The organism is Pandoraea sp. 64-18, from assembly GCF_001899225.1.
GTDB classification, from domain to species: Bacteria; Pseudomonadota; Gammaproteobacteria; order Burkholderiales; family Burkholderiaceae; genus Pandoraea; species Pandoraea cepalis.
In genome coordinates this window covers 459,079-477,265 of the sequence record NZ_MKVU01000020.1, presented here as the reverse complement: position 1 = coordinate 477,265, position 18,187 = coordinate 459,079, and the positions used below count along the sequence as shown (strand labels likewise).

17 protein-coding genes and 1 pseudogene are annotated in these 18,187 nt (G+C 65.1%); 9 read left to right on the top strand and 9 right to left on the bottom strand.

The genetic code is table 11. The features are described 5' to 3' along the window. The first annotated feature begins 3 nt into the window (after positions 1-3). The 5 genes and pseudogenes from BGP02_RS19255 to BGP02_RS19235 all read left to right on the top strand — a co-directional run bounded on the left by BGP02_RS19255 (position 4) and on the right by BGP02_RS19235 (position 4,169). Positions 4-573, top strand: a complete 570-nt coding sequence (locus BGP02_RS19255) for a YqgE/AlgH family protein (RefSeq protein ID WP_017232134.1) — start codon at positions 4-6, stop codon at positions 571-573. Continuing rightward, complete coding sequence (ruvX, locus tag BGP02_RS19250; protein ID WP_017232133.1) at positions 570-998, top strand: Holliday junction resolvase RuvX; 429 nt, start codon at positions 570-572, stop codon at positions 996-998. Before BGP02_RS19255 ends, ruvX begins: the two co-directional genes overlap by 4 nt. Positions 999-1,096: 98 nt before the next feature. Continuing rightward, positions 1,097-2,050 (top strand): annotated as a pseudogene (locus BGP02_RS19245) (aspartate carbamoyltransferase catalytic subunit); the annotation flags it as partial. A 7-nt stretch (positions 2,051-2,057) separates the two neighbouring features. Further along, positions 2,058-3,326, top strand: coding sequence for a dihydroorotase (locus BGP02_RS19240; RefSeq protein WP_026131631.1), 1,269 nt, complete (start codon positions 2,058-2,060; stop codon positions 3,324-3,326). A gap of 12 nt (positions 3,327-3,338) precedes the next feature. Continuing rightward, entirely contained in the window at positions 3,339-4,169 is an 831-nt protein-coding gene (locus tag BGP02_RS19235; protein WP_017232130.1) for a lysophospholipid acyltransferase family protein, read from the top strand. A gap of 124 nt (positions 4,170-4,293) precedes the next feature. Here the strand turns inward: BGP02_RS19235 and BGP02_RS19230 are convergent, their stop codons facing one another. From BGP02_RS19230 to BGP02_RS19205, 6 genes are all read right to left on the bottom strand, one after another. Next, on the bottom strand, positions 4,294-5,301 hold the full coding sequence (locus BGP02_RS19230; RefSeq protein WP_315973481.1) for a symmetrical bis(5'-nucleosyl)-tetraphosphatase: 1,008 nt from the start codon (positions 5,299-5,301) through the stop codon (positions 4,294-4,296). 96 nt (positions 5,302-5,397) lie between these two features. Next, a complete protein-coding gene (locus BGP02_RS19225; RefSeq protein ID WP_286799014.1) occupies positions 5,398-6,489 on the bottom strand; it encodes an MraY family glycosyltransferase in 1,092 nt (363 codons plus the stop codon). Continuing rightward, complete coding sequence (locus BGP02_RS19220) at positions 6,483-7,625, bottom strand: glycosyltransferase family 4 protein (protein ID WP_017232127.1); 1,143 nt, start codon at positions 7,623-7,625, stop codon at positions 6,483-6,485. Before BGP02_RS19220 ends, BGP02_RS19225 begins: the two co-directional genes overlap by 7 nt. A 19-nt stretch (positions 7,626-7,644) precedes the next feature. Next, positions 7,645-8,775 (bottom strand): glycosyltransferase, encoded by a 1,131-nt coding sequence (locus tag BGP02_RS19215; RefSeq protein ID WP_017232126.1) that lies wholly within the window; start codon positions 8,773-8,775, stop codon positions 7,645-7,647. Continuing rightward, positions 8,772-9,908, bottom strand: a complete 1,137-nt coding sequence (locus BGP02_RS19210) for a glycosyltransferase family 4 protein (RefSeq protein WP_286799013.1) — start codon at positions 9,906-9,908, stop codon at positions 8,772-8,774. Before BGP02_RS19210 ends, BGP02_RS19215 begins: the two co-directional genes overlap by 4 nt. 4 nt (positions 9,909-9,912) lie before the next feature. Beyond that, the gene (locus tag BGP02_RS19205; RefSeq protein ID WP_017232125.1) at positions 9,913-11,130 is read right to left on the bottom strand and encodes an oligosaccharide flippase family protein; all 1,218 of its coding nucleotides are present in this window, start codon (positions 11,128-11,130) and stop codon (positions 9,913-9,915) included. A gap of 357 nt (positions 11,131-11,487) precedes the next feature. Here BGP02_RS19205 and BGP02_RS19200 point away from each other — a divergent pair, with 357 nt between their 5' ends. The 4 genes from BGP02_RS19200 to waaA all read left to right on the top strand — a co-directional run bounded on the left by BGP02_RS19200 (position 11,488) and on the right by waaA (position 16,310). Further along, complete coding sequence (locus BGP02_RS19200; RefSeq protein ID WP_017232124.1) at positions 11,488-12,885, top strand: phosphomannomutase/phosphoglucomutase; 1,398 nt, start codon at positions 11,488-11,490, stop codon at positions 12,883-12,885. 252 nt (positions 12,886-13,137) lie between these two features. Next, positions 13,138-14,106 carry a lipopolysaccharide heptosyltransferase I gene (waaC, locus tag BGP02_RS19195; RefSeq protein WP_232424512.1) on the top strand — a complete coding sequence of 323 codons (969 nt, stop codon included), beginning with the start codon at positions 13,138-13,140 and terminating at the stop codon, positions 14,104-14,106. Between the two features lie 5 nt (positions 14,107-14,111). Continuing rightward, the gene (gene kdoO, locus BGP02_RS19190; RefSeq protein ID WP_026131630.1) at positions 14,112-14,999 is read left to right on the top strand and encodes a Kdo hydroxylase KdoO; all 888 of its coding nucleotides are present in this window, start codon (positions 14,112-14,114) and stop codon (positions 14,997-14,999) included. 3 nt (positions 15,000-15,002) lie between these two features. Next, the gene (gene waaA / locus BGP02_RS19185; protein WP_261939834.1) at positions 15,003-16,310 is read left to right on the top strand and encodes a lipid IV(A) 3-deoxy-D-manno-octulosonic acid transferase; all 1,308 of its coding nucleotides are present in this window, start codon (positions 15,003-15,005) and stop codon (positions 16,308-16,310) included. A gap of 12 nt (positions 16,311-16,322) precedes the next feature. Here the strand turns inward: waaA and BGP02_RS19180 are convergent, their stop codons facing one another. Genes BGP02_RS19180 through BGP02_RS19170 form a run of 3 tightly spaced genes read right to left on the bottom strand, consistent with a single transcriptional unit; the run spans position 16,323 to position 18,095 of the window. Then, positions 16,323-16,646 (bottom strand): rhodanese-like domain-containing protein, encoded by a 324-nt coding sequence (locus BGP02_RS19180; RefSeq protein WP_017232120.1) that lies wholly within the window; start codon positions 16,644-16,646, stop codon positions 16,323-16,325. A 33-nt stretch (positions 16,647-16,679) separates the two neighbouring features. Beyond that, positions 16,680-17,348, bottom strand: a complete 669-nt coding sequence (locus BGP02_RS19175) for a protein-L-isoaspartate O-methyltransferase family protein (RefSeq protein ID WP_026131629.1) — start codon at positions 17,346-17,348, stop codon at positions 16,680-16,682. Between the two features lie 60 nt (positions 17,349-17,408). Beyond that, complete coding sequence (locus BGP02_RS19170; RefSeq protein WP_017232118.1) at positions 17,409-18,095, bottom strand: TetR/AcrR family transcriptional regulator; 687 nt, start codon at positions 18,093-18,095, stop codon at positions 17,409-17,411. Between the last annotated feature and the right edge of the window lie 92 nt (positions 18,096-18,187).

The window sequence follows — 18,187 nt, the reverse complement described above, 5'->3', positions numbered from 1 at the left end:
CCTATGCCGAACGACCGTATCAACCTCACGAATCAATTCCTCATCGCCATGCCGGGCATGGCCGATCCGACGTTTTCCGGTACCGTCGTGTACCTGTGTGAACACAGCGAAAAAGGGGCGATCGGGCTGGTCATCAATCGTCCCACCGACATCGATCTGCAGTCGCTCTTCGAGCGGCTCGATCTCAAGCTGGAAATCGATCCCCTCGCGCATCAGCCAGTGTTTTTCGGCGGGCCGGTGCAGACCGAGCGCGGCTTCGTGCTGCATGAGTCGACCGGCGCGCCCTATAGCTCCTCGCTGTCGGTGCCGGGCGGTCTCGAAATGACAACCTCGAAAGACGTGCTCGAAGCCGTCGCGAATGGTCAGGGACCGCATCGTTTCCTGCTGACGCTGGGACATTCGGGTTGGGGCGCCGGGCAGCTGGAAGACGAGATCGGCCGCAACGGCTGGCTGACGGTCGCAGCGGATCCGGGCATCGTGTTCGACGTGCCGCCGGCCGAGCGCTTCGATGCTGCGTTGGCGTTGCTGGGCGTTACCTCGTCGATGCTGTCCGCCGACGCGGGTCACGCATGACGGCTGGCAGTGCCACGGTCCTCGCCTTCGATTACGGCGAGCGCCGAATCGGGGTCGCCATCGGCAATCTGATGTTGCGCGAGGCCAGCGCATTGACCGTCGTGGCCAATCTCAATCGTGAAGTCCGGTTCGCCGAGACCGGTAGGCTCATCGCCGAATGGGAACCCGAACTCATCGTCGTCGGGCTGCCGTGCCATCCGGACGGCACGCCGCACGAGATGACCCAGCAAGCCAAGCGCTTCGGCAACCAACTCAACGGACGATTCAACGTGCCGGTCGTGTGGGTCGACGAGCGTTACTCATCGGTCGCTGCCGCCGCGGCGCTGGCCGAGGCGGGCGTCAAGGTTTCGCAAAAGACATCGCTCGACGCCGAGGCCGCTCGCATCATCCTTCAGCAATATTTCGACGAGCATGTTCCTGTCTGATATCCCGAGCGGCATTCCGCCCGCGCGCCGCCAATGCGACGCCACGCAACGCCGACTCGCCCCGGAGCCCCTGCATGGCTAACGGAATCCTGGGCCGGCGCGGCCACCCGCAGCTAAACCGCAACGGTGAGCTGAAGCATTTGCTGACGGTGGAAGGGCTGCCGCGCGCCGTATTGATGCACATTCTCGACACCGCCACGCAGTTCGTCGGCGTGAACGATGCCGATGTGAAGAAGGTGCCGCTGCTACGCGGCAAGTCGGTCTTCAATCTCTTCTTCGAGAATTCGACACGTACGCGCACGACGTTCGAGATTGCCGCTGCGCGTCTGTCGGCCGATGTGCTGAATCTGAATATCAATGCGTCCTCGACGAGCAAGGGCGAAACGCTGCTCGACACCATCGGCAACCTGTCGGCCATGCACGCGGATCTGTTCGTCGTGCGTCACGCCCAATCGGGCGCACCTTACCTGATCGCGGAGCATTGTGCGCCGCACGTGCATGTCATCAACGCCGGCGACGGGCGTCACGCGCACCCGACGCAAGGCTTGCTCGACATGTACACGATTCGTCATCACAAGGGCGAATTTCAGAATCTGACGGTAGCGATCGTCGGTGACATTCTGCATTCGCGCGTGGCGCGCTCCGACATTCACGCGCTCACCACGCTGGGCGTGCCGGAAGTGCGCGCCATCGGGCCGCGCACGCTGTTGCCCGAGGGCCTAGAGCAACTCGGCGTGCGCGTATTCCACGACATGGATGAAGGGCTGCGCGACGTCGACGTCATCATCATGCTGCGGCTACAAAACGAGCGAATGAGCGGCGCGTTGCTGCCGTCGGCGGCCGAGTATTTCAAATATTACGGCTTGACGCCAGCGCGTCTCGCTTTGGCCAAACCCGACGCCATCGTCATGCATCCCGGACCGATGAACCGCGGTGTGGAAATCGATTCGGCGGTTGCGGACGGTCCGCAGTCGGTCATTCTCGAACAAGTATCGTTCGGCATTGCCGTGCGCATGGCGGCGATGAGTATCGTTGCCGCAACGCACGGGTGAGGGCGCCATGAAACTGCATCTGAAGGGCGGCCGCGTCATCGATCCCTCGACCCGAACCGATCGTGTCCAGGACGTCTTCATCGCGGCGGGCAGCATTGCTGCGCTGGGCATGCCGCCGGCCGACTTCGTCGCTGACCGAACCTTCGACGTGACGGGGCTGGCGGTCATGCCCGGGCTGGTCGATTTGGCGGCACGTCGCATGACGGCGGCCAGCGAAGCCGCGGCGGCGCTGGCTGGCGGGGTCACGCGCGTCGTTTGCCCACCCGATACCAACCCTGTGCTCGACGCGCCGGATCTCGTCGAAATGCTACAGTTGCGCGCCCGTGCCGTGCACCATGCGCAGGTGCATCCGCTGGGCGCCTTGACGGTGGGACTTGCCGGCCGAGAACTCACGGAAATGGCGCAGTTGGCGCGAGCGGGCTGCATCGGACTGTCGCAGGCCAACGCGTCGATCACGGACAACCGCACCTTGTTGCGCGCGATGCAGTACGCGGGCACGTTTGGGCTGACTGTCTGGTTGCGCCCGCAGGACGCCGCGCTGGCGGCCGGCGGCGTGGCGGCCAGCGGTGCCGTTGCCTCTCGTCTCGGACTGGCGGGCATTCCGGTGGCGGCCGAGACCATCGCGTTGCACACGATTCTGGAACTCGTACGTGTGACGGGCACGCGCGTGCATCTGTGCCGTCTGTCGTCCGCGGCGGGGCTGGCGCTCGTGCGCTCGGCCAAGGCCGAAGGGTTGCCGGTGACGTGCGACGTCGCCGCGCATCATCTCCATCTGAGCGATATGGACATCGGCTATTTTGATGCTCAGTATCGACTCGATCCGCCACTGCGAGGGCAACGTGACCGAGAGGCCATCCGCGACGCCGCGCGCGACGGCACGGTCGATGCCATTTGCTCGGACCATACGCCGCTGGCGGTCGACGCACGCCTCGTCCCGTTTGCCGAAGCCGAGCCGGGCGCGAGCGGCGTGGAGTTGCTCCTGTCGCTGGTGTTGAAGTGGGCCGACGAGTCGCGCGTGCCGCTGGTCGATGCGCTGGCGCGGGTGACGTACGGGCCGGGACAGCGGGTTGCGACGGTGGCCCCGGGGGCGGGCCGGCTTGCGCCGGGACAACCGGCAGACCTATGTGTGTTTGCACCGTCGGCACACTGGACGGTGTCCGCGCAGCAGATGCGCAGTGCCGGCCACAACACGCCGTTTCTGGGTTACGAAGTGCCGGGTCGTGTAGGTCTCACGCTGGTGGGTGGCCACGTGGCGCACGAAACCCTCGCCGTCTAGGATGCGATTGTCGTGCTGCTAATCAAAAAAATTCGTCTTGGCTTGCACCTCACACGCGGTCTGCTGACCGCGCTGCTGTTTTTCCCGTTCCTGTCGGAAGCGGCGAAGCATCGTCGCATACGCGCATGGTCGCAAAAGCTGTTGAAGCTGTGCGGCATGCGTCTCGAAGTCGAGCAGCGGGCACCGTTGCCGGACAGCGGCGTGATGCTGCTGTGCAACCACGTGTCGTGGATCGACATCTTCGCGATCAATGCGTGGCAGCCGGTGCGGTTTGTCGCCAAGGCCGAGATTCGCCACTGGCCGTTGGTCGGCTGGCTGTGCGTGCAGACGCGCACCATCTTCCTGCAACGTGAGCGCCGTGCCGACGCCCGCCGCATCATGCATTACCTGTCCGATTGCCTGCGCGATGGGGACATCATCACCGTCTTCCCCGAAGGCACGACCACGGACGGTCGAAGCTTGTTGCCGTTCCACGCCAATCTGCTGCAAGCGCCGGTGGCTACTTCCAGGCCGGTGCAGCCGCTGTGTCTGTTCTATACCGATGCCGAGAGCGGGCGCCATACGATGGCGCCGGCGTATATCGGCGAAACGAGTCTGATCGAGTCCATCGACATGATTCTGCGCGCGCCGCCCATGACGGTGCGCTTGTCGGTGGGCGAACCGCAGCATCCGCAAGACGGTCAGCACCGTCGCGAGTTTGCGCTCGGCGCGCAGCGGGCGGTTGGCGATGCCTTGCAAGGGTTTCTGCCCGAGGCAGTGTTGCCGCAGAGCGGCTCGGTCGGCTCGCGTGACTCGGCATTGGGTGACGAAGACGACGATACGGTGCGGGCCGTTCAGGTCTGACGCGTGTCGCGCGACACAAAAAACGGCGCCCGTGGGCGCCGTTATCGTTCGTCAGGGCGATGACCGTAGCGACGCAGACGTCACTCACGAGACGGGCCGCAAGACGTCGCCCACGCGCGATCAATCAATGGCCTTTGCGCTTCTCAGCTTTGTCCGCTTTCGCCGATTTCCCAGCCCTCTCCACCTTTCCAACCTTTCCGATTTTGCCTACGGCGCCTCTATCGGACTTCTCGGCTTTCGCGGCCTTGGGCGCGTCTTGGGTCCTGTCCACCTTTTTGACCTTGTCGCGCGTCTTGTCGTCAGCCAGTGCAAGCGGATCGCGAATCTGCGGGCAGTCGACCTGAACCAGCTCGCGCGCGGCGGGCGCGCTGGCGAGCTTCACCGCGGATAACTGCCCGCCCCAGACGCAGCCCGTATCGAGCGCGAGCAGATTGTCGCGCATGACCAGTCCGAGCGCGGACCAGTGACCGAACGCCACCGTGACATTGGCTGTGCGACGGTTCGGCGTGTCGAACCAGGGCTTCAACTCGTCCGTGGCCGCGTCGGCCCCTTCCTTGATCTTGAAGTCGATGCGCCCGTCCGCTGTGCAAAAGCGCATGCGTGTGAGGGCGTTGATCGTGAGACGTTGACGGTCTTCGTCGCTCAGATCGTCTTGCCACCGATCGGGCTGATTGCCGAACATGCGCGACAGGAACGTTCTCCAGTCCGGGCCACGCAACTGCCGCTCCACGTCGCGAGCGAGCGTGATGACCTGCGCGGCGTCCCATTGTGGGAGCACGCCGGCATGCACCATCAGATGACCCTGTGCGAAATGCGCGAGCGGTCGATGGCGTACCCAGTCGATGAGGGCGTCGCGGTCGGGGGCCTTGAGAATGTCGTCGAGGGTGTCGCTGCCGTGGGTCTGGCGCACACCGGCCGCCACGGCCAGCAGATGAAGATCGTGATTGCCGAGCACGGCCGTGACGCGATCGCCCAGCGCGATGACCTGGCGCAACGTATCGAGCGAGCGCGGCCCGCGATTGACGAGGTCGCCTGCCAGCCAGAGATCCGCGTCCTGAGGCAGGTGCGCGAGCAGTTGTTCAAACGACGTCTGGCAACCCTGCAGGTCGCCGATAGCATAGATGTCACGCATGGCGGAGGTGGCGCTGTCTCGTCTGTCTAGTTGTCCCGATCATGGGGATGGCGGGTGCCGCGGCTTCGCGTCTGCGATGCGTTGCCCTTGGGGCGTTCACTTTTTGAAAATCAGCCAGCGGGGTGCTTTGAAGCGAACGATGCGCAGATACAGCCAGACATACGTCACCATGAAGGCGACGCAGCACAGTGCGAGCACCAGACTGTGTCGCCAGAACACCGTCGCCGGGATCACTGCCAGCAAGCATAGCAGCCAGAGGTACGGAGACGTCAAGGAGTTGCGTTGCGTCAGCGCGCTTGCCGTGCGGGCGCCGACGGCCCAACGCATCAGCCGCTTGTAGACGAGCATGTGCAGGTGCACGCCATCGGGAATGCCGGGCGACATACCGCGCACGAAGCGCTTGCGATAGATTGAGAAACAGACCTCAAAGGCGGGGTAAATCACCATCAGTGCCGGGTACCACGGCGACACCTGCGGGTTGCGCATGACCAACAACACGGCAATTTCGGCCAGCATGAAGCCGATGAAATACGCACCGCCATCGCCGAGAAAGATCAGTCCGCCGGGAAAATTGAAGATGAAGAACCCGAGGATCGCGCCCACCATGATCATTGAGGTAGTGAGCACAACGGGGTCTTGCACCTGAAACCCGACATAGCCGAGCGAGGCGAACATGATCATCGCGACCATTGCGGCGAGCCCGTTGAACCCGTCGATGATGTTGACGGCATTGGCCATGCCGGCCACGCATAGCACGGTGAGTGGTACCGACACGGCGGCGAGCATCAGCGCGCGGTCGGCCAAGCCGATGTCGATGCGCGTGATATGGATGTCGAGCAGAAGCCAGGCCAGCAGCGCGGCGAACATCGTGCAGATGAGACGCACCGTCGGCGTCACTTTCTTGGTCAGGTCTTCGACAAAGCCGGAGAAGAATGCGGGCAGGCCGCAGGCAACGAGCAGGAGGATATTGCGCGAGACGACGGGATACGAGAAACCGAGCGCCGTGGCGGCCACGATCAGGCCCGCCAGAATGCCGACGCCGCCGATGCGCGGCACCGGACGCACGTGAAACTTCTGCACGCCGGCAACATCGCTATCGCCGGAGAAGCGGGCGTGAACGTGCGCATAGCGGACGATCAGGAGCGTCGCGATGAACGACACGAGCAGGGCGATGGCGAGACTCAGCATGATGCGGGGAGGGATCCGAGAATCCGAAAATACTCTGCAATGACGACATGTTCGTCGAATTCGCGCGCTACTTTAGCACGCCCGGCATCGCCCATCCGGACGAGCTGGCGCGCGGGTATCTGGGCCATGTCCCGCAGGCAGGCGGTCAGTGCGGCGGCGTCGCGTGCACGCACGAGCCGGCCGGTCACCCCATCGTTGATCACGTCGCGGCAACCCGGCACATCGCTCGCGACGAGCGGTCGCCCCATCGCGCTGGCTTCGAGTAAGGTGCGCGAGAGGCCCTCACGGTACGACGGCAGTACCACGCAATGCGCATTCGCAATGATGGGCCGGACGTCGCGGGTCGTGCCGAGATACTCGACGACGCCTTCGCGCTGCCAAGCGTCGACCTCGCTGCGTGTGACGGCCGAGGGATTCTCGACATCGGTCGCGCCGAGCATTTGAAAGGTCAGGTGCGGCATCTCGGCGCGTAGGGCACGCGCGGCCTCCACATACTCCAGCACGCCCTTGTCGCGAAGCAGACGGGCGATGAGGAGAAAGCGCATTGGTTCGGGCGGAGCGTCGGCGGGCGAGTTCGATGTCGGCCACGGCGCCTTGGCGAAGTGAGCGAGATCGACACCCTCTCCCGGCAGCAACCGGGTTTTGCCGATCGCAACAAGTCCGCCTTCGACAAACGCCCGATGGTCTTCGGCGTTGAGAAACCAATTCTCGAGCGTATGACGAAACGCGACGCGGTAGAGCTGTCGCGCCAGCCTCGTGGTCAGCGATTCGCGAATGAAGACGTATCCGAGCCCCGTGGTCATCGACACGCACGGAATATGGGCAAGGCGTGCGGCGATCGATCCGTAGATGTTCGGTTTGATCGTGTAGTGGAAGATCACCGCCGGACGAACTTGCCGGTAAAGACAAAAGAGCCGCCACATCAGCCCGAGATCCTGCAGCGGATTTTGTCCCTTGGCGGCCATCGGGACGCGATGGACGACGCAGCCCATTTCGGCGAGCTGCGTGGCGAACGCATCGTCTGGCGCCGCGACGTGCACCGGATGACCCGCCGCCAGCAGCGCGGCAATCGGGCCACGCCGGAAGTTGTAGATCGACCAGAAGGTGTTGGAGCAGAGCAGGACGGGCGATGTCATTGACAGGGTCGTGGTGTAATCAGGAGCGGTTGCGACGCGTTTCGCGCAGACGCGCATAGACCGCGATCCAGCGCGCCACGACCGCATCGAGGGAGTAATGGGTGATGATGCGCTCGCGATTGGCGACGCCGGTCGCGTGACGCGCGCTCGCGCCGGCGCGCAGGTGGCGAATCAGGGCGTCGCCGAGCGCCTGCGCATTGCCTACTGGCACGAGCGTGTTGCCCGAAACGGTGCCGAGGAGTTCACGCACCCCCCCGCAGTCAGTCGACACGACGGGCAAGCCGCTGGCCATCGCCTCGCCAATCACGAGCGGCAATCCTTCCCAGGCGGACGACATCGCGTAGACGTCCGCGGCACACATCCATTGCGCGATGTCGTTGCTACGCCCGAGCAGCGTAATCGCATGGGCCAGCCCGCGTGCGTCCACGAGCGCCTGCATAGCACCGCGTAGCGGCCCGTCTCCGGCGATCGCGAGGCGTGCTTCGGGCACCGCCAGGCGCACGTGCGAGAACGCGTCGATCAGCGTCGGATAGTCCTTCGCTTCCACCATCCGGCCCGCCGCGAAGACGATGAGCGTCGCCGTCGAGGGCAACGTGGGCATGGCCGCGCGCCACTGCGACCGAACCTGCTCATCGGGACGGTAGCGATCCGTGTCGATGCCATTGGGCACGCTCACGATACGTTCCGCCGGCGCGGCGCGTTGCGCAACGAAGGCGGCCACCGCGTCGTCGCTGACGTTCGTCGTCAAATCCGTCCACCGATCCGTCAGCCGATAGGCCAGCATCCGCAGACGTCCGCCTTCATTGCGGCTGTGCGCGCTCGTCACCAGCACCGGCACCGGGGCAAACCACCGAGCCATGCGAGCCAACAGGTTGGCATGCACCATGTGGGCGTGCACGACGTCGGGCTGCCACGCGCGCAGGTGCGCGACGAGGCTTCGCAACGCACACGCGAGGGACCACGGCGTCTTGCCCGCCTTCAATTCAATGAGCGTGAGCCGCGGCGATTCCGGCAAGGCGATGGCACACGTGCCCGTGAGCGAGATGAGTGCGACATCATGCCCGCGCGCGAGGAAACCCCGGGCGAGATCGGCCACCTGCGTTTCCGCTCCCCCCAATTGCAGACCGGTGACGAACAGGACAATCTTCATCGCGCGCTCCGCGGTGTCGAATCGCCCTCGGCCCATAGCGCTTCCCAATGCGCCGCAATGGCATCCGCGCCGAAGTCCCGCGCGTGGGCGTAGCCCGCCAGGCCAAGTCTGCGTCGCAGGGAGGCGTCGCCGATCAGCCGTTTGAGCCCGCCAGCCAACCCCTCGATATCGCCGTCGTCAATGATCAGACTGTCGACCTGGTCATGCAACAGCGCGCGGGGCCCCGCATCGGCAGCGTAGGCCACGATGGGCACCGCATACGCCTTGGCTTCAATTAACACGAGTCCGAAACTTTCACGTCGCGACGGGAGACAGTAGATCGCCGCCCGCGCATAGTGCTGCGCGATGTCGGCCACGGCGGGCAGCACCTGCACGCTGTCGCCGACCCCGGTGTCGCGCGCTTGCGCGAGCAGCGCGTCGCGCAGCGGGCCATCGCCCACAATACGCACCTGCCAGCCCGGGGCGTCGCGGGCGATACGCGCCCAAGCGTCGATCAGGCGGTCGAAGCCCTTCTCCGGAACCAGGCGCCCGACGGCGAGAATGCCGCCCTCGCTGCTGGGCTCGGGAGGCGCGTCCGGGATCGCAAGGCCCAGCGGATTGGGAAGCGTGACGAACTGCGCCCGGGCGTGGGGATGATGCATTCGCCACGCGTCGCGGTCGGCGTCAGTGAGCACGACCACGGCGTCGTACCGACGTGCCGCCAGCGCACGCGCCCATCGGCGGGCGCGTCGGCCGAGGTCGCTGGCATAGGTGCTGTGCTCCCAGGCGATGCGTTGCAGCGGCAGTCCGATCGTGGCGGGCACGGTGTAGAGCGCGAGCATCGGGTCGACGTCGATCAGCACATCGATGGCTTGCTCGCGCACGTAGCGCCGCACCTGCCGAACGATGGACATGTAGTGATGCTTGAACGCCAAGCGCTCGGCGAACATCGCGTGGTGCGCGACACCGGGCGCCAACGGGAAGACGGGCGTATGGCCCCACAACGACAGCACGTGCACGCGATGCCCGCGCGCCGCAAGCGCGTTCGCGAGCGTGGCCGTCGCGCGTTCGGCGCCGGCGAAGGCCGCGAGCGTACCCGTGAACAGGCAGAGGGTACGGTCGACGTGGTTGTTCGGGGAATGAGACGGCGTCATCGCATCAGTCTCGCCGGAGCAACCAGACGCCGAGCACCAGCGCGGCCGCATACCCCGCGCCGTAGCCAAATGCGCCGGCGAGCGCTCCGAAATGCGGGGCCAGGCCGCGCACGACTGTAAAGGCCACCACGGCCGCACATAGCCACTTCGCGATGACCCAGCGTCCGGCGCCGCGACGAATCAGCGTGAGGTTCAGGGCGGCGTCGGCGAACACCAGAATCCCCATGAGCGCCGAGACGCGAAGAATTTGCGCCGACTCCGCGAACCCGGCGCCATAGATCAGGTGCACGATCCAGGGCGCCAGCAGCGCTATCGGCATCGCCAGGCAAGCGCCGGCGGCGACCATCAGCCACACGGCACGCACGGTATTGCGTCTCGCGGTGGCGTTGTCGAACGTCTGAAAGATCAGTTGCGGCGCGAGCGAATTCGCGATGATCGGCGCCACGAGCACGAAGTTTTCCGTGATCTGCATGGCGGCGGCATACGCGCCGAGTTCCGCGAGCGGGATGAGCGGCTTGAGCACAAGCTGGTCGATACGCTTGAAGAGGATCATGAGCATCAGGCCGCCCCAGAACGTCATGCCGCTCGAGAGCAGGTCGACCAGCAACGTGCGCCGCCAGATCACAGGCGTCTTCGGCGAATGCTTGAAGTAATACCGAACCAGCAACGCGGCGGCCACGACGGCCTCGACAGCGTAGACGACCGCGAACGCGGCAACGCCCGCGTGCGTCACGAACAGGAGCGCCACGAGGGCGAGTTTGACGCCGAGCCCGCAGAGGTTGGCCGCGACGCTCGGCCGGTTGAACGTGCGTGCCTGCAACCATGCGATGACAATGCCCGCAGGCTCGCGGAACCAGAGCGCCACGCCGAGCCAGAGGGCAATGGCGACCAGCTCGGACTCGGCAAACCCGATGACGTAGATGGCCAACGCTGCGTAGGCGACGGCCGCAGCGGCCAGGCGCAGCACGAAAGCATGGGCGATGACCGTGCGTTGCTCCGCCTCGGTCTTGCCGACCAGTCGCGGCACCACGACCTCGCTGCCGCACAACAGCGTGAGGGACGCGGCGAGGAACACGAGCGATTGCGCGTACTGAAACAGGCCGAACTGCGCGGCGCCGAGACTGCGTGCCAGTAGGCCGGAGACGGCGATGCCACCGACGATCTGCGCGCCGCGCTCGGTCAGCATCCAGAGGATGTTGCGAATGATGGTGCGATAGGGCATGTGGCGCTCGCGCGGCTCACTCGTTCTCAAGTCAAGATAAGCAAAACCGGCCTCGCAAGGCCGGTGCTGGGGGCGTCACACGCTTGTCACGATGCGCGGACACTGATTGTAGGCGATCGCTGACAAGGGTTTGGAGGGAAATGCCGCAGTGCGGCGAAGTCCCGTATAATTTTAGCGTAATGCAGCCGATCCCGGCCGGTCTTCCTGCCGGGATTTCGCGTTTGCTGCGCGCTCGGCGCTGGCTTTCCGGCCGACGCCCCTCGACATTTCCGTTACGTATGGGTTCGCCCAGGCGATACGCCCGGCCCCTCGCGTCGGATGACGACTTTTTCCCTCGCTTCCGAGAGATCCTCCCCCATGACGCAAACCACGCAAGTTTCACCTGCGATTTTCAAGGCATACGACATCCGCGGTATCGTCGGCAAGACCCTGGATGCCAACGTCGCGCACCTGATCGGACGCGCGTTCGGCACGGCGGTGCGTCGCGAAGGCGGCAACGCGGTCGTGGTCGGTCGCGACGGCCGTCTGTCCGGACCCGAACTGGTCGGCGCGCTCTCAGACGGCCTGCGCGCCGCCGGTGTCGATGTGGTCGATATCGGCGTCGTCGTTACGCCGATGGTGTATTTCGCGACGAACGTCACACTGCATGGCCGCATCGTCGACTCCGGCATCATGGTCACGGGTAGCCACAACCCGCCCGACTACAACGGTTTCAAGATGGTCTTGCGCGGTCGGGCGATCTACGGCGATGCCATTCAGGACCTCGCCACGCTGATCGGCCAGCAGGACTTCGAGACGGGGCAGGGCACGTACACGGCCGACGAGATCGGTGAGTCGTATCGCGCGCGCATCGCGGGCGACGTGCATCTGGCGCGTCCGATGAAGATCGCGGTGGACTGCGGCAACGGTGTGGCGGGCGCTTACGCCCCGGCGCTGTTCCAGATGCTCGGCTGCGATGTCATCGAGCTGTTCTGCGAGGTCGACGGCACGTTCCCGAACCATCACCCGGATCCCGCCCATCCGGAGAACCTCCAGGATCTGATCCGCACGCTGCAGACGACCGATGCCGAGATCGGCCTCGCGTTCGACGGCGACGGCGACCGTCTCGGCGTAGTCACCAAGGACGGTCAGATCATCTATCCGGATCGCCAGTTGATGCTCTTCGCCGCCGAGGTGCTGAGCCGCCATCCGGGCGAGAAGATCATCTACGACGTGAAGTGCACCCGCAACCTCGCGGATTGGGTGCAAAAGCACGGCGGCGAGCCGCTGATGTGGAAGACAGGGCACTCGCTGGTCAAGGCCAAGCTCAAGGAGACGGGCGCACCGCTCGCGGGCGAGATGAGCGGCCACGTGTTCTTCAAGGACCGCTGGTACGGTTTCGACGACGGCCTGTACACGGGCGCGCGTCTGCTTGAAATCCTGTCGAAGGCAGCCGATCCGAGCGCGGTGCTCAATGCGCTGCCCAACTCGATTTCGACGCCCGAGCTGCAGATCCCGCTGGCCGAAGGCGAGAACTTCGCGTTGATCGACAAGCTGCGCGAGACCGCCAAGTTCGACGGAGCGCGGGACATCGTCAAGATCGACGGCGTGCGTGTCGAATATGCGGATGGTTTCGGTCTGGCCCGTTCGTCGAACACCACGCCGGTCGTCGTGCTGCGCTTCGAGGCCGACAGCGATGCGGCCATCGCGCGCATTCAAGACGACTTCCGCCGCGCCATCCTGGCCGTGAAACCCGACGCCAAGCTGCCGTTCTGAGGCGAGGCCTGGGGGTCCCAGCGCCGGGCAACCGGCGCGGGACGTCTTAAGGGATACCTGATGGGCGTCGAGTGGACGCCACAAGATACGCCGTAAGGGGACCGCTGCAAGAACGGCGCAATCAACGCTGTTCGGCGGGCCGGGTCGGGGTAAAATCGCGGTTTTGCTCACGAGGCCCGGCCGAACCGCCGGGGCGTGCGGTTGCAGGTTCTGATCGTCAAAGTCTCGTCGCTCGGCGACGTCGTCCATAACATGCCCGTGGTGCAGGACATTGTGCGCCACCATCCCGACGCCCAGATCGACTGGGTGGTGGAAGAGGGCTTCGTCGACCTCGTCAAACTCGTGCGCGGGGTGCGCCGGGTCATTCCTTTCGCGTTGCGCCGCTGGCGCAAGCAGCCGCTCGCCGCACGCACGTGGCAGGAGATCGGCGCCTTTCGCCGCGCCTTGCGCGAAACCCCTTACGACTACGTGATCGACACGCAGGGTCTGATCAAGACTGGCTGGATCGCGCGCACGGCACGCGGCGCCGTGTGGGGGTTGGGCAACCGGACCGAAGGGGCCAGCTACGAGTGGCCGGTGCGTTACCTCTACCGGCATACCGTGCGCATCGAGCCGCACACGCATGTGGTTACGCGCTCGCGGCTGCTGGTGGCCGAAGCGATGGGGTTCAAGGTAACCGACGAGATCGACTTCGGCATTGCCACCGAGCGCGCCGACCACAGCCAGTGTCCGGACTATCCGTATGCGGTGTTCGTGCACGCCACGTCGCGCGACGACAAAACGTGGCCGGAAGACGACTGGATTGCGCTGGGTCGCGATCTGGCGTCGCAAGGGTTGCGGATCGTATTGCCGTGGGGCAGTGCGGCGGAGCGCGAGGTCTCGCTGCGACTGGCCACCGCGCTGGGTGACGACGCCTGGGTGCCGCCGAAGATGAATCTGTCGCAGGTCGTTGGCCTCATCGATCGCGGCGCGATCACCGTTGGCGTGGATACGGGGCTGGTGCATATTGCCGCAGCACTGAACCGTCCCACCATCGAGTTATACAATTTCAGCACCGCGTGGCGCACCGGCGGATTCTGGTCGCCGCGCATTGTCAATCTTGGCGACGCCGCGCACAAGCCAACGCTCGCGCAAGTCCGCGACGCCGTGCGCCAGCTCGCACCGTCGCTGCGGCCTGTGCCGAGCGGCGACGGCGCGCCCCGGGAGGACCGAAGCGCATGAGCCAAATGAATGAAAGCGGCCAGATCGTTACCGTGGAATCCGGCGACTGGCAGGCAGGGCAACTGTCGGTGCCGCGCGAGACGCTGGTGGCCGATGTCGAGGCCGGCAAGGTGCTGTATTTCCCGCACCTGGCCTTCGCGATCGATGCCGCGGAGCAGCGCCTGCTCGATCCGGCCATTGCCGATCCGAAGCGCAAGAACATCAGCCTCGATCCCAAGTCCGACGTGCTGGTCGGCGTGGCCGCCGACGACAGCACGCAGCGCGCCGTCCATGCGCTGGTCAAGCGTTACTACACGCAGGCGTGCAGCCTGATCGACGGTCTGTTGCCCGAGTATCGCGGCAAGTTGCGCGCGGCGCCCACGAGCCTGCGTCTGCATCGCGTTGAAACGCGCCAGACGTCGTGGCGCAAGGACGACAGCCGACTGCACGTCGACGCCTTTCCGTCGCGCCCGAACTACGGCGAGCGCATTCTGCGCGTGTTCACCAATGTCAACCCGGCAGGGCAGCCGCGCGTCTGGCGTGTGGGCGAGCCGTTCGAAACGGTGGCCAAACGCTTCCTGCCGAAAGTGCCTACCCAATGGCCGGGCTCCGCTTGGTTGCAGAACGCGGTAGGCATCACCAAGCGTGAACGCAGCGGCTACGACCACATCATGCTGCATCTGCACGACGGCATGAAAGCCGACATGGACTACCAGCGCGACGCCGAACAGCAGACCATGCCGTTCCCGCCGGGCAGTGTGTGGATCTGCTTCTCGGACCAGACGTCGCATGCGGTGATGTCGGGCCAGTTCATGATGGAGCAGACCTTCTTCCTTCCCGCCGAAGCGATGGTGCACCCCGAGTGCTCGCCGCTGGCGGTTTTGCAACGTCTCACGCATCGGGCGCTCATCTGAATGTTGCTGCGTCTCGTCTATCGCGCGCTCTGGTGGATCGTCGCGCCGCTGGCCGTGGTGCGGCTATGGTGGCGCGGCCGCTTCGAGCCCGGATACCGTCGTCACATCGGCGAACGCTTCGGGTTTTACGACGCGCCGCCCTACACCGGTCGCCCGCTGATCTGGGTGCACGCCGTCTCCGTTGGCGAGACGCGCGCCGCGCAGCCGCTCATCGATGCACTGCTCGAGCGCTATCCATCGCACGGCATCCTGCTCACGCACATGACGCCCACCGGACGCGCGACCGGGGAGACGCTGTTCGGCGATCGCGTGCTGCGCTGCTATCTGCCGTACGACATGGTCGGGCCGATCCAACGCTTCCTGAAGCAATGGCGGCCGAGTGTCGGCGTGGTCATGGAGACGGAAGTCTGGCCGAATCTGATCTTCACCTGCCGCGAGCGCGGCGTGCCGCTGGTGCTGACCAACGCGCGGATGTCGGCGCGCTCGTTCCGGCGTGCAGCGCGCTTCGGCGATGCGGCCAAGCCTGTCTTCGGCGGATTCAGCCGCGTGTTTGCGCAGAGCGATGCCGATGCCGAACGTTTGCGCATGCTGGGCGCGAACGACGTCGACGTGATGGGCAACCTCAAGTTCGACATGACGCCACCGCCCGCGCAGCTTGCGCTGGGGGCGCGCTGGCGCGAGCGTTTCGGCGAGCGCAAGGTCTGGCTGGCCGCGAGTACGCGCGACGGCGAGGAGTCGCTGGTGCTTCAGGCGCGCGCCATGTTGGCGGCGTCCTCGGAGGTGGGGCGGCGTTCGTTGCTGGTGCTCGTGCCGCGACATCCACAGCGCTTCGACGAGGTGGCCGAGATGCTGGATCGAGTGCGAATTCACTACGTTCGTCGCAGCACATGGGCTGACGACGACACGTCGCTGCCCGCGGATGTCGATGTGGTTCTCGGCGATTCGATGGGGGAGATGGCCGCGTATTTCTCGGCGGCGGACGTCGCGTTCATTGGCGGCAGCCTGCTGCCGCTGGGCGGTCAGAACCTGATCGAAGCCTGTGCGGCGGGCACGCCGGTCGTCTTCGGTCCGCACATGTTCAATTTCACGCAGGCCAGCGAGAACGCATTGACGGCGGGCGCCGCGCGACGGGTGAGCGACGCCGGTGACCTTGCGACGGCACTGGCCGAGTTGCTGGTCGACGACGACCGGCGGCTCGCGATGCGCACGGCCGCCATGTTGTTCGCGAAACAGCATCAGGGCGCGACCGCGCGTACCGTCACCGCGCTGGGGCGTTGGCTCGACGCGGGCCTTGCCGTCCCGCAGGACTGACGTCGCGCAGGTTCAGTAGGTCGGCATCGACGGGTCGACCTGGCGCGCCCAGGCATCGATTCCGCCGTCCAGATTAAACAGTTGGGTAAAGCCTTGTTGTTCCAGGAACATCGCGGCGCGAGCGCTGCGCATGCCGTGATGGCAGATGCACACGATCGGCGCTTCGGCGTCGAGTTCCGTCAGACGGGCGGGCACGTCGCCAAGCGGTACGTTCCGGCTCTCGGCGATGCGGCAGGTCTGCACCTCCCAATCTTCACGCACGTCGAGAAGCGTGGGTTGGCCGCGCTCCCCGTCAGCGAGCCACTGGGCCAATTGCGCCGGTGTAATGTTTTGCATGATGGTCGTGTGTCGTTTGGGTCGCGACCCGGCTCAGAACTTGAAGCTCGACGGCTTCGTCGCGACCAGATAGGCCACTTGCGTCTCGAACAGGTTTTCGCGGCGGTATTCGGTCTCGGACACGCGCGTGATGAGCACGGCTTCCATGACCGGGCTACCCCCGATGAACGCTGCCAGACGGCCGCCCACCTTGAGTTGATCGAGGAACGCCTGCGGCAGCTCGACCAGCGCGCCCGAAATGGCGATCACGTCGTAGGGCGCGGCGGCGCTCCAGCCTTGCGCGCCGTCGGCGTTGACGACTTCCACGTTGGTCACGCCATTGGCGCGCAGCGTCTGCTGGGCCGTCTGGGCGAGATTGGCGTCGAACTCGACGCTCGTCACGTGGTGCGCATTGTAGGCCAGCAGTGCGGCCATATAGCCCGACCCCGTGCCGATTTCAAGCACGTTCTCGTGCTTCTTCGGCGCGAGCGCTTGCAGAATGCGCGCTTCCACACGCGGAAACATCATGTGCTGGCTCTTGTCGGCAATCGCTGCGCCCGGCAGCGGCAGTTCGACGTCGGTGAACGCGAGTGCGCGCTGGGCCGTCGGCACGAATTCCTCGCGCTTGACGAGCTTGAGCAGATTGAGCACTTCTTGGTCGAGCACATCCCAAGGACGGATCTGCTGCTCGATCATGTTAAAGCGGGCCTGTTCGTAATTCATTTCGATTACCGTGGGTAGTAGGCAAACACAACCCGGCATTTTACCAGTTCCGGGCGGTAGTCATGTGACTGCGTGAACTTTTGTCGCCTCGGCGTCGTCAGCCGCCCTGGCCACGCGATGCAGATAGGCGCCGCACATCGTCGCCATCTGGTCGGCGATCTGGCTGGCGAGCGTCGCATAACAGGTACCTGCGGGCGCGCGATTCTCCAGAATCGCCTTGATGGGCCCGGTCATCGAGTTCAGGAACACGAACGCGACGGTCTCGGGATCGTCGAAATGCGCGTTTTGCGCTGTTTTCAGCATAGCGACGACGGCCACGTGCATGCGCGTGGACGCCCCCGCAAACACTTCCCGCCCATCGAGATCTTCCGAGAGCCGGTACAGCGCCTGGGCTTCTTCGATGTCCGTCATCTTCGCGCCGACATACGCCTTGGCGAGCGTCTGCGCCATCGTTTCCAGCGGCTGGGCGTGCGAGGCCAGACAGGTCGCCTCCACCGTCTCGACGATCCGGTCGATGTGCCGCCCGAGCACCGCATAGAGCAGTACCTGTTTGTTCTGGAAATACTGGTACAGCGTGCCCACCGACACGCCCGCCCGTTCGGCCACACGCGTCGTGGTCAATTGACGCCCGCCATCGAGCAGCAAAACCTGAAGCGCCGCTTCGAAAATGGCGTCGATGGTGACCCGCGAACGCGCCTGCTGCGGCGTCTTACGGGGCGTTGCGGGGCCTCGGCTGTCAGCTTTCATATGCGAATGGAAAAACTGAAGGATTCTTCATAAACTCGATGCTAACAAATTTGCGTGCGGCCGGGCGCAACACAACAGGTCAATCGACGGGA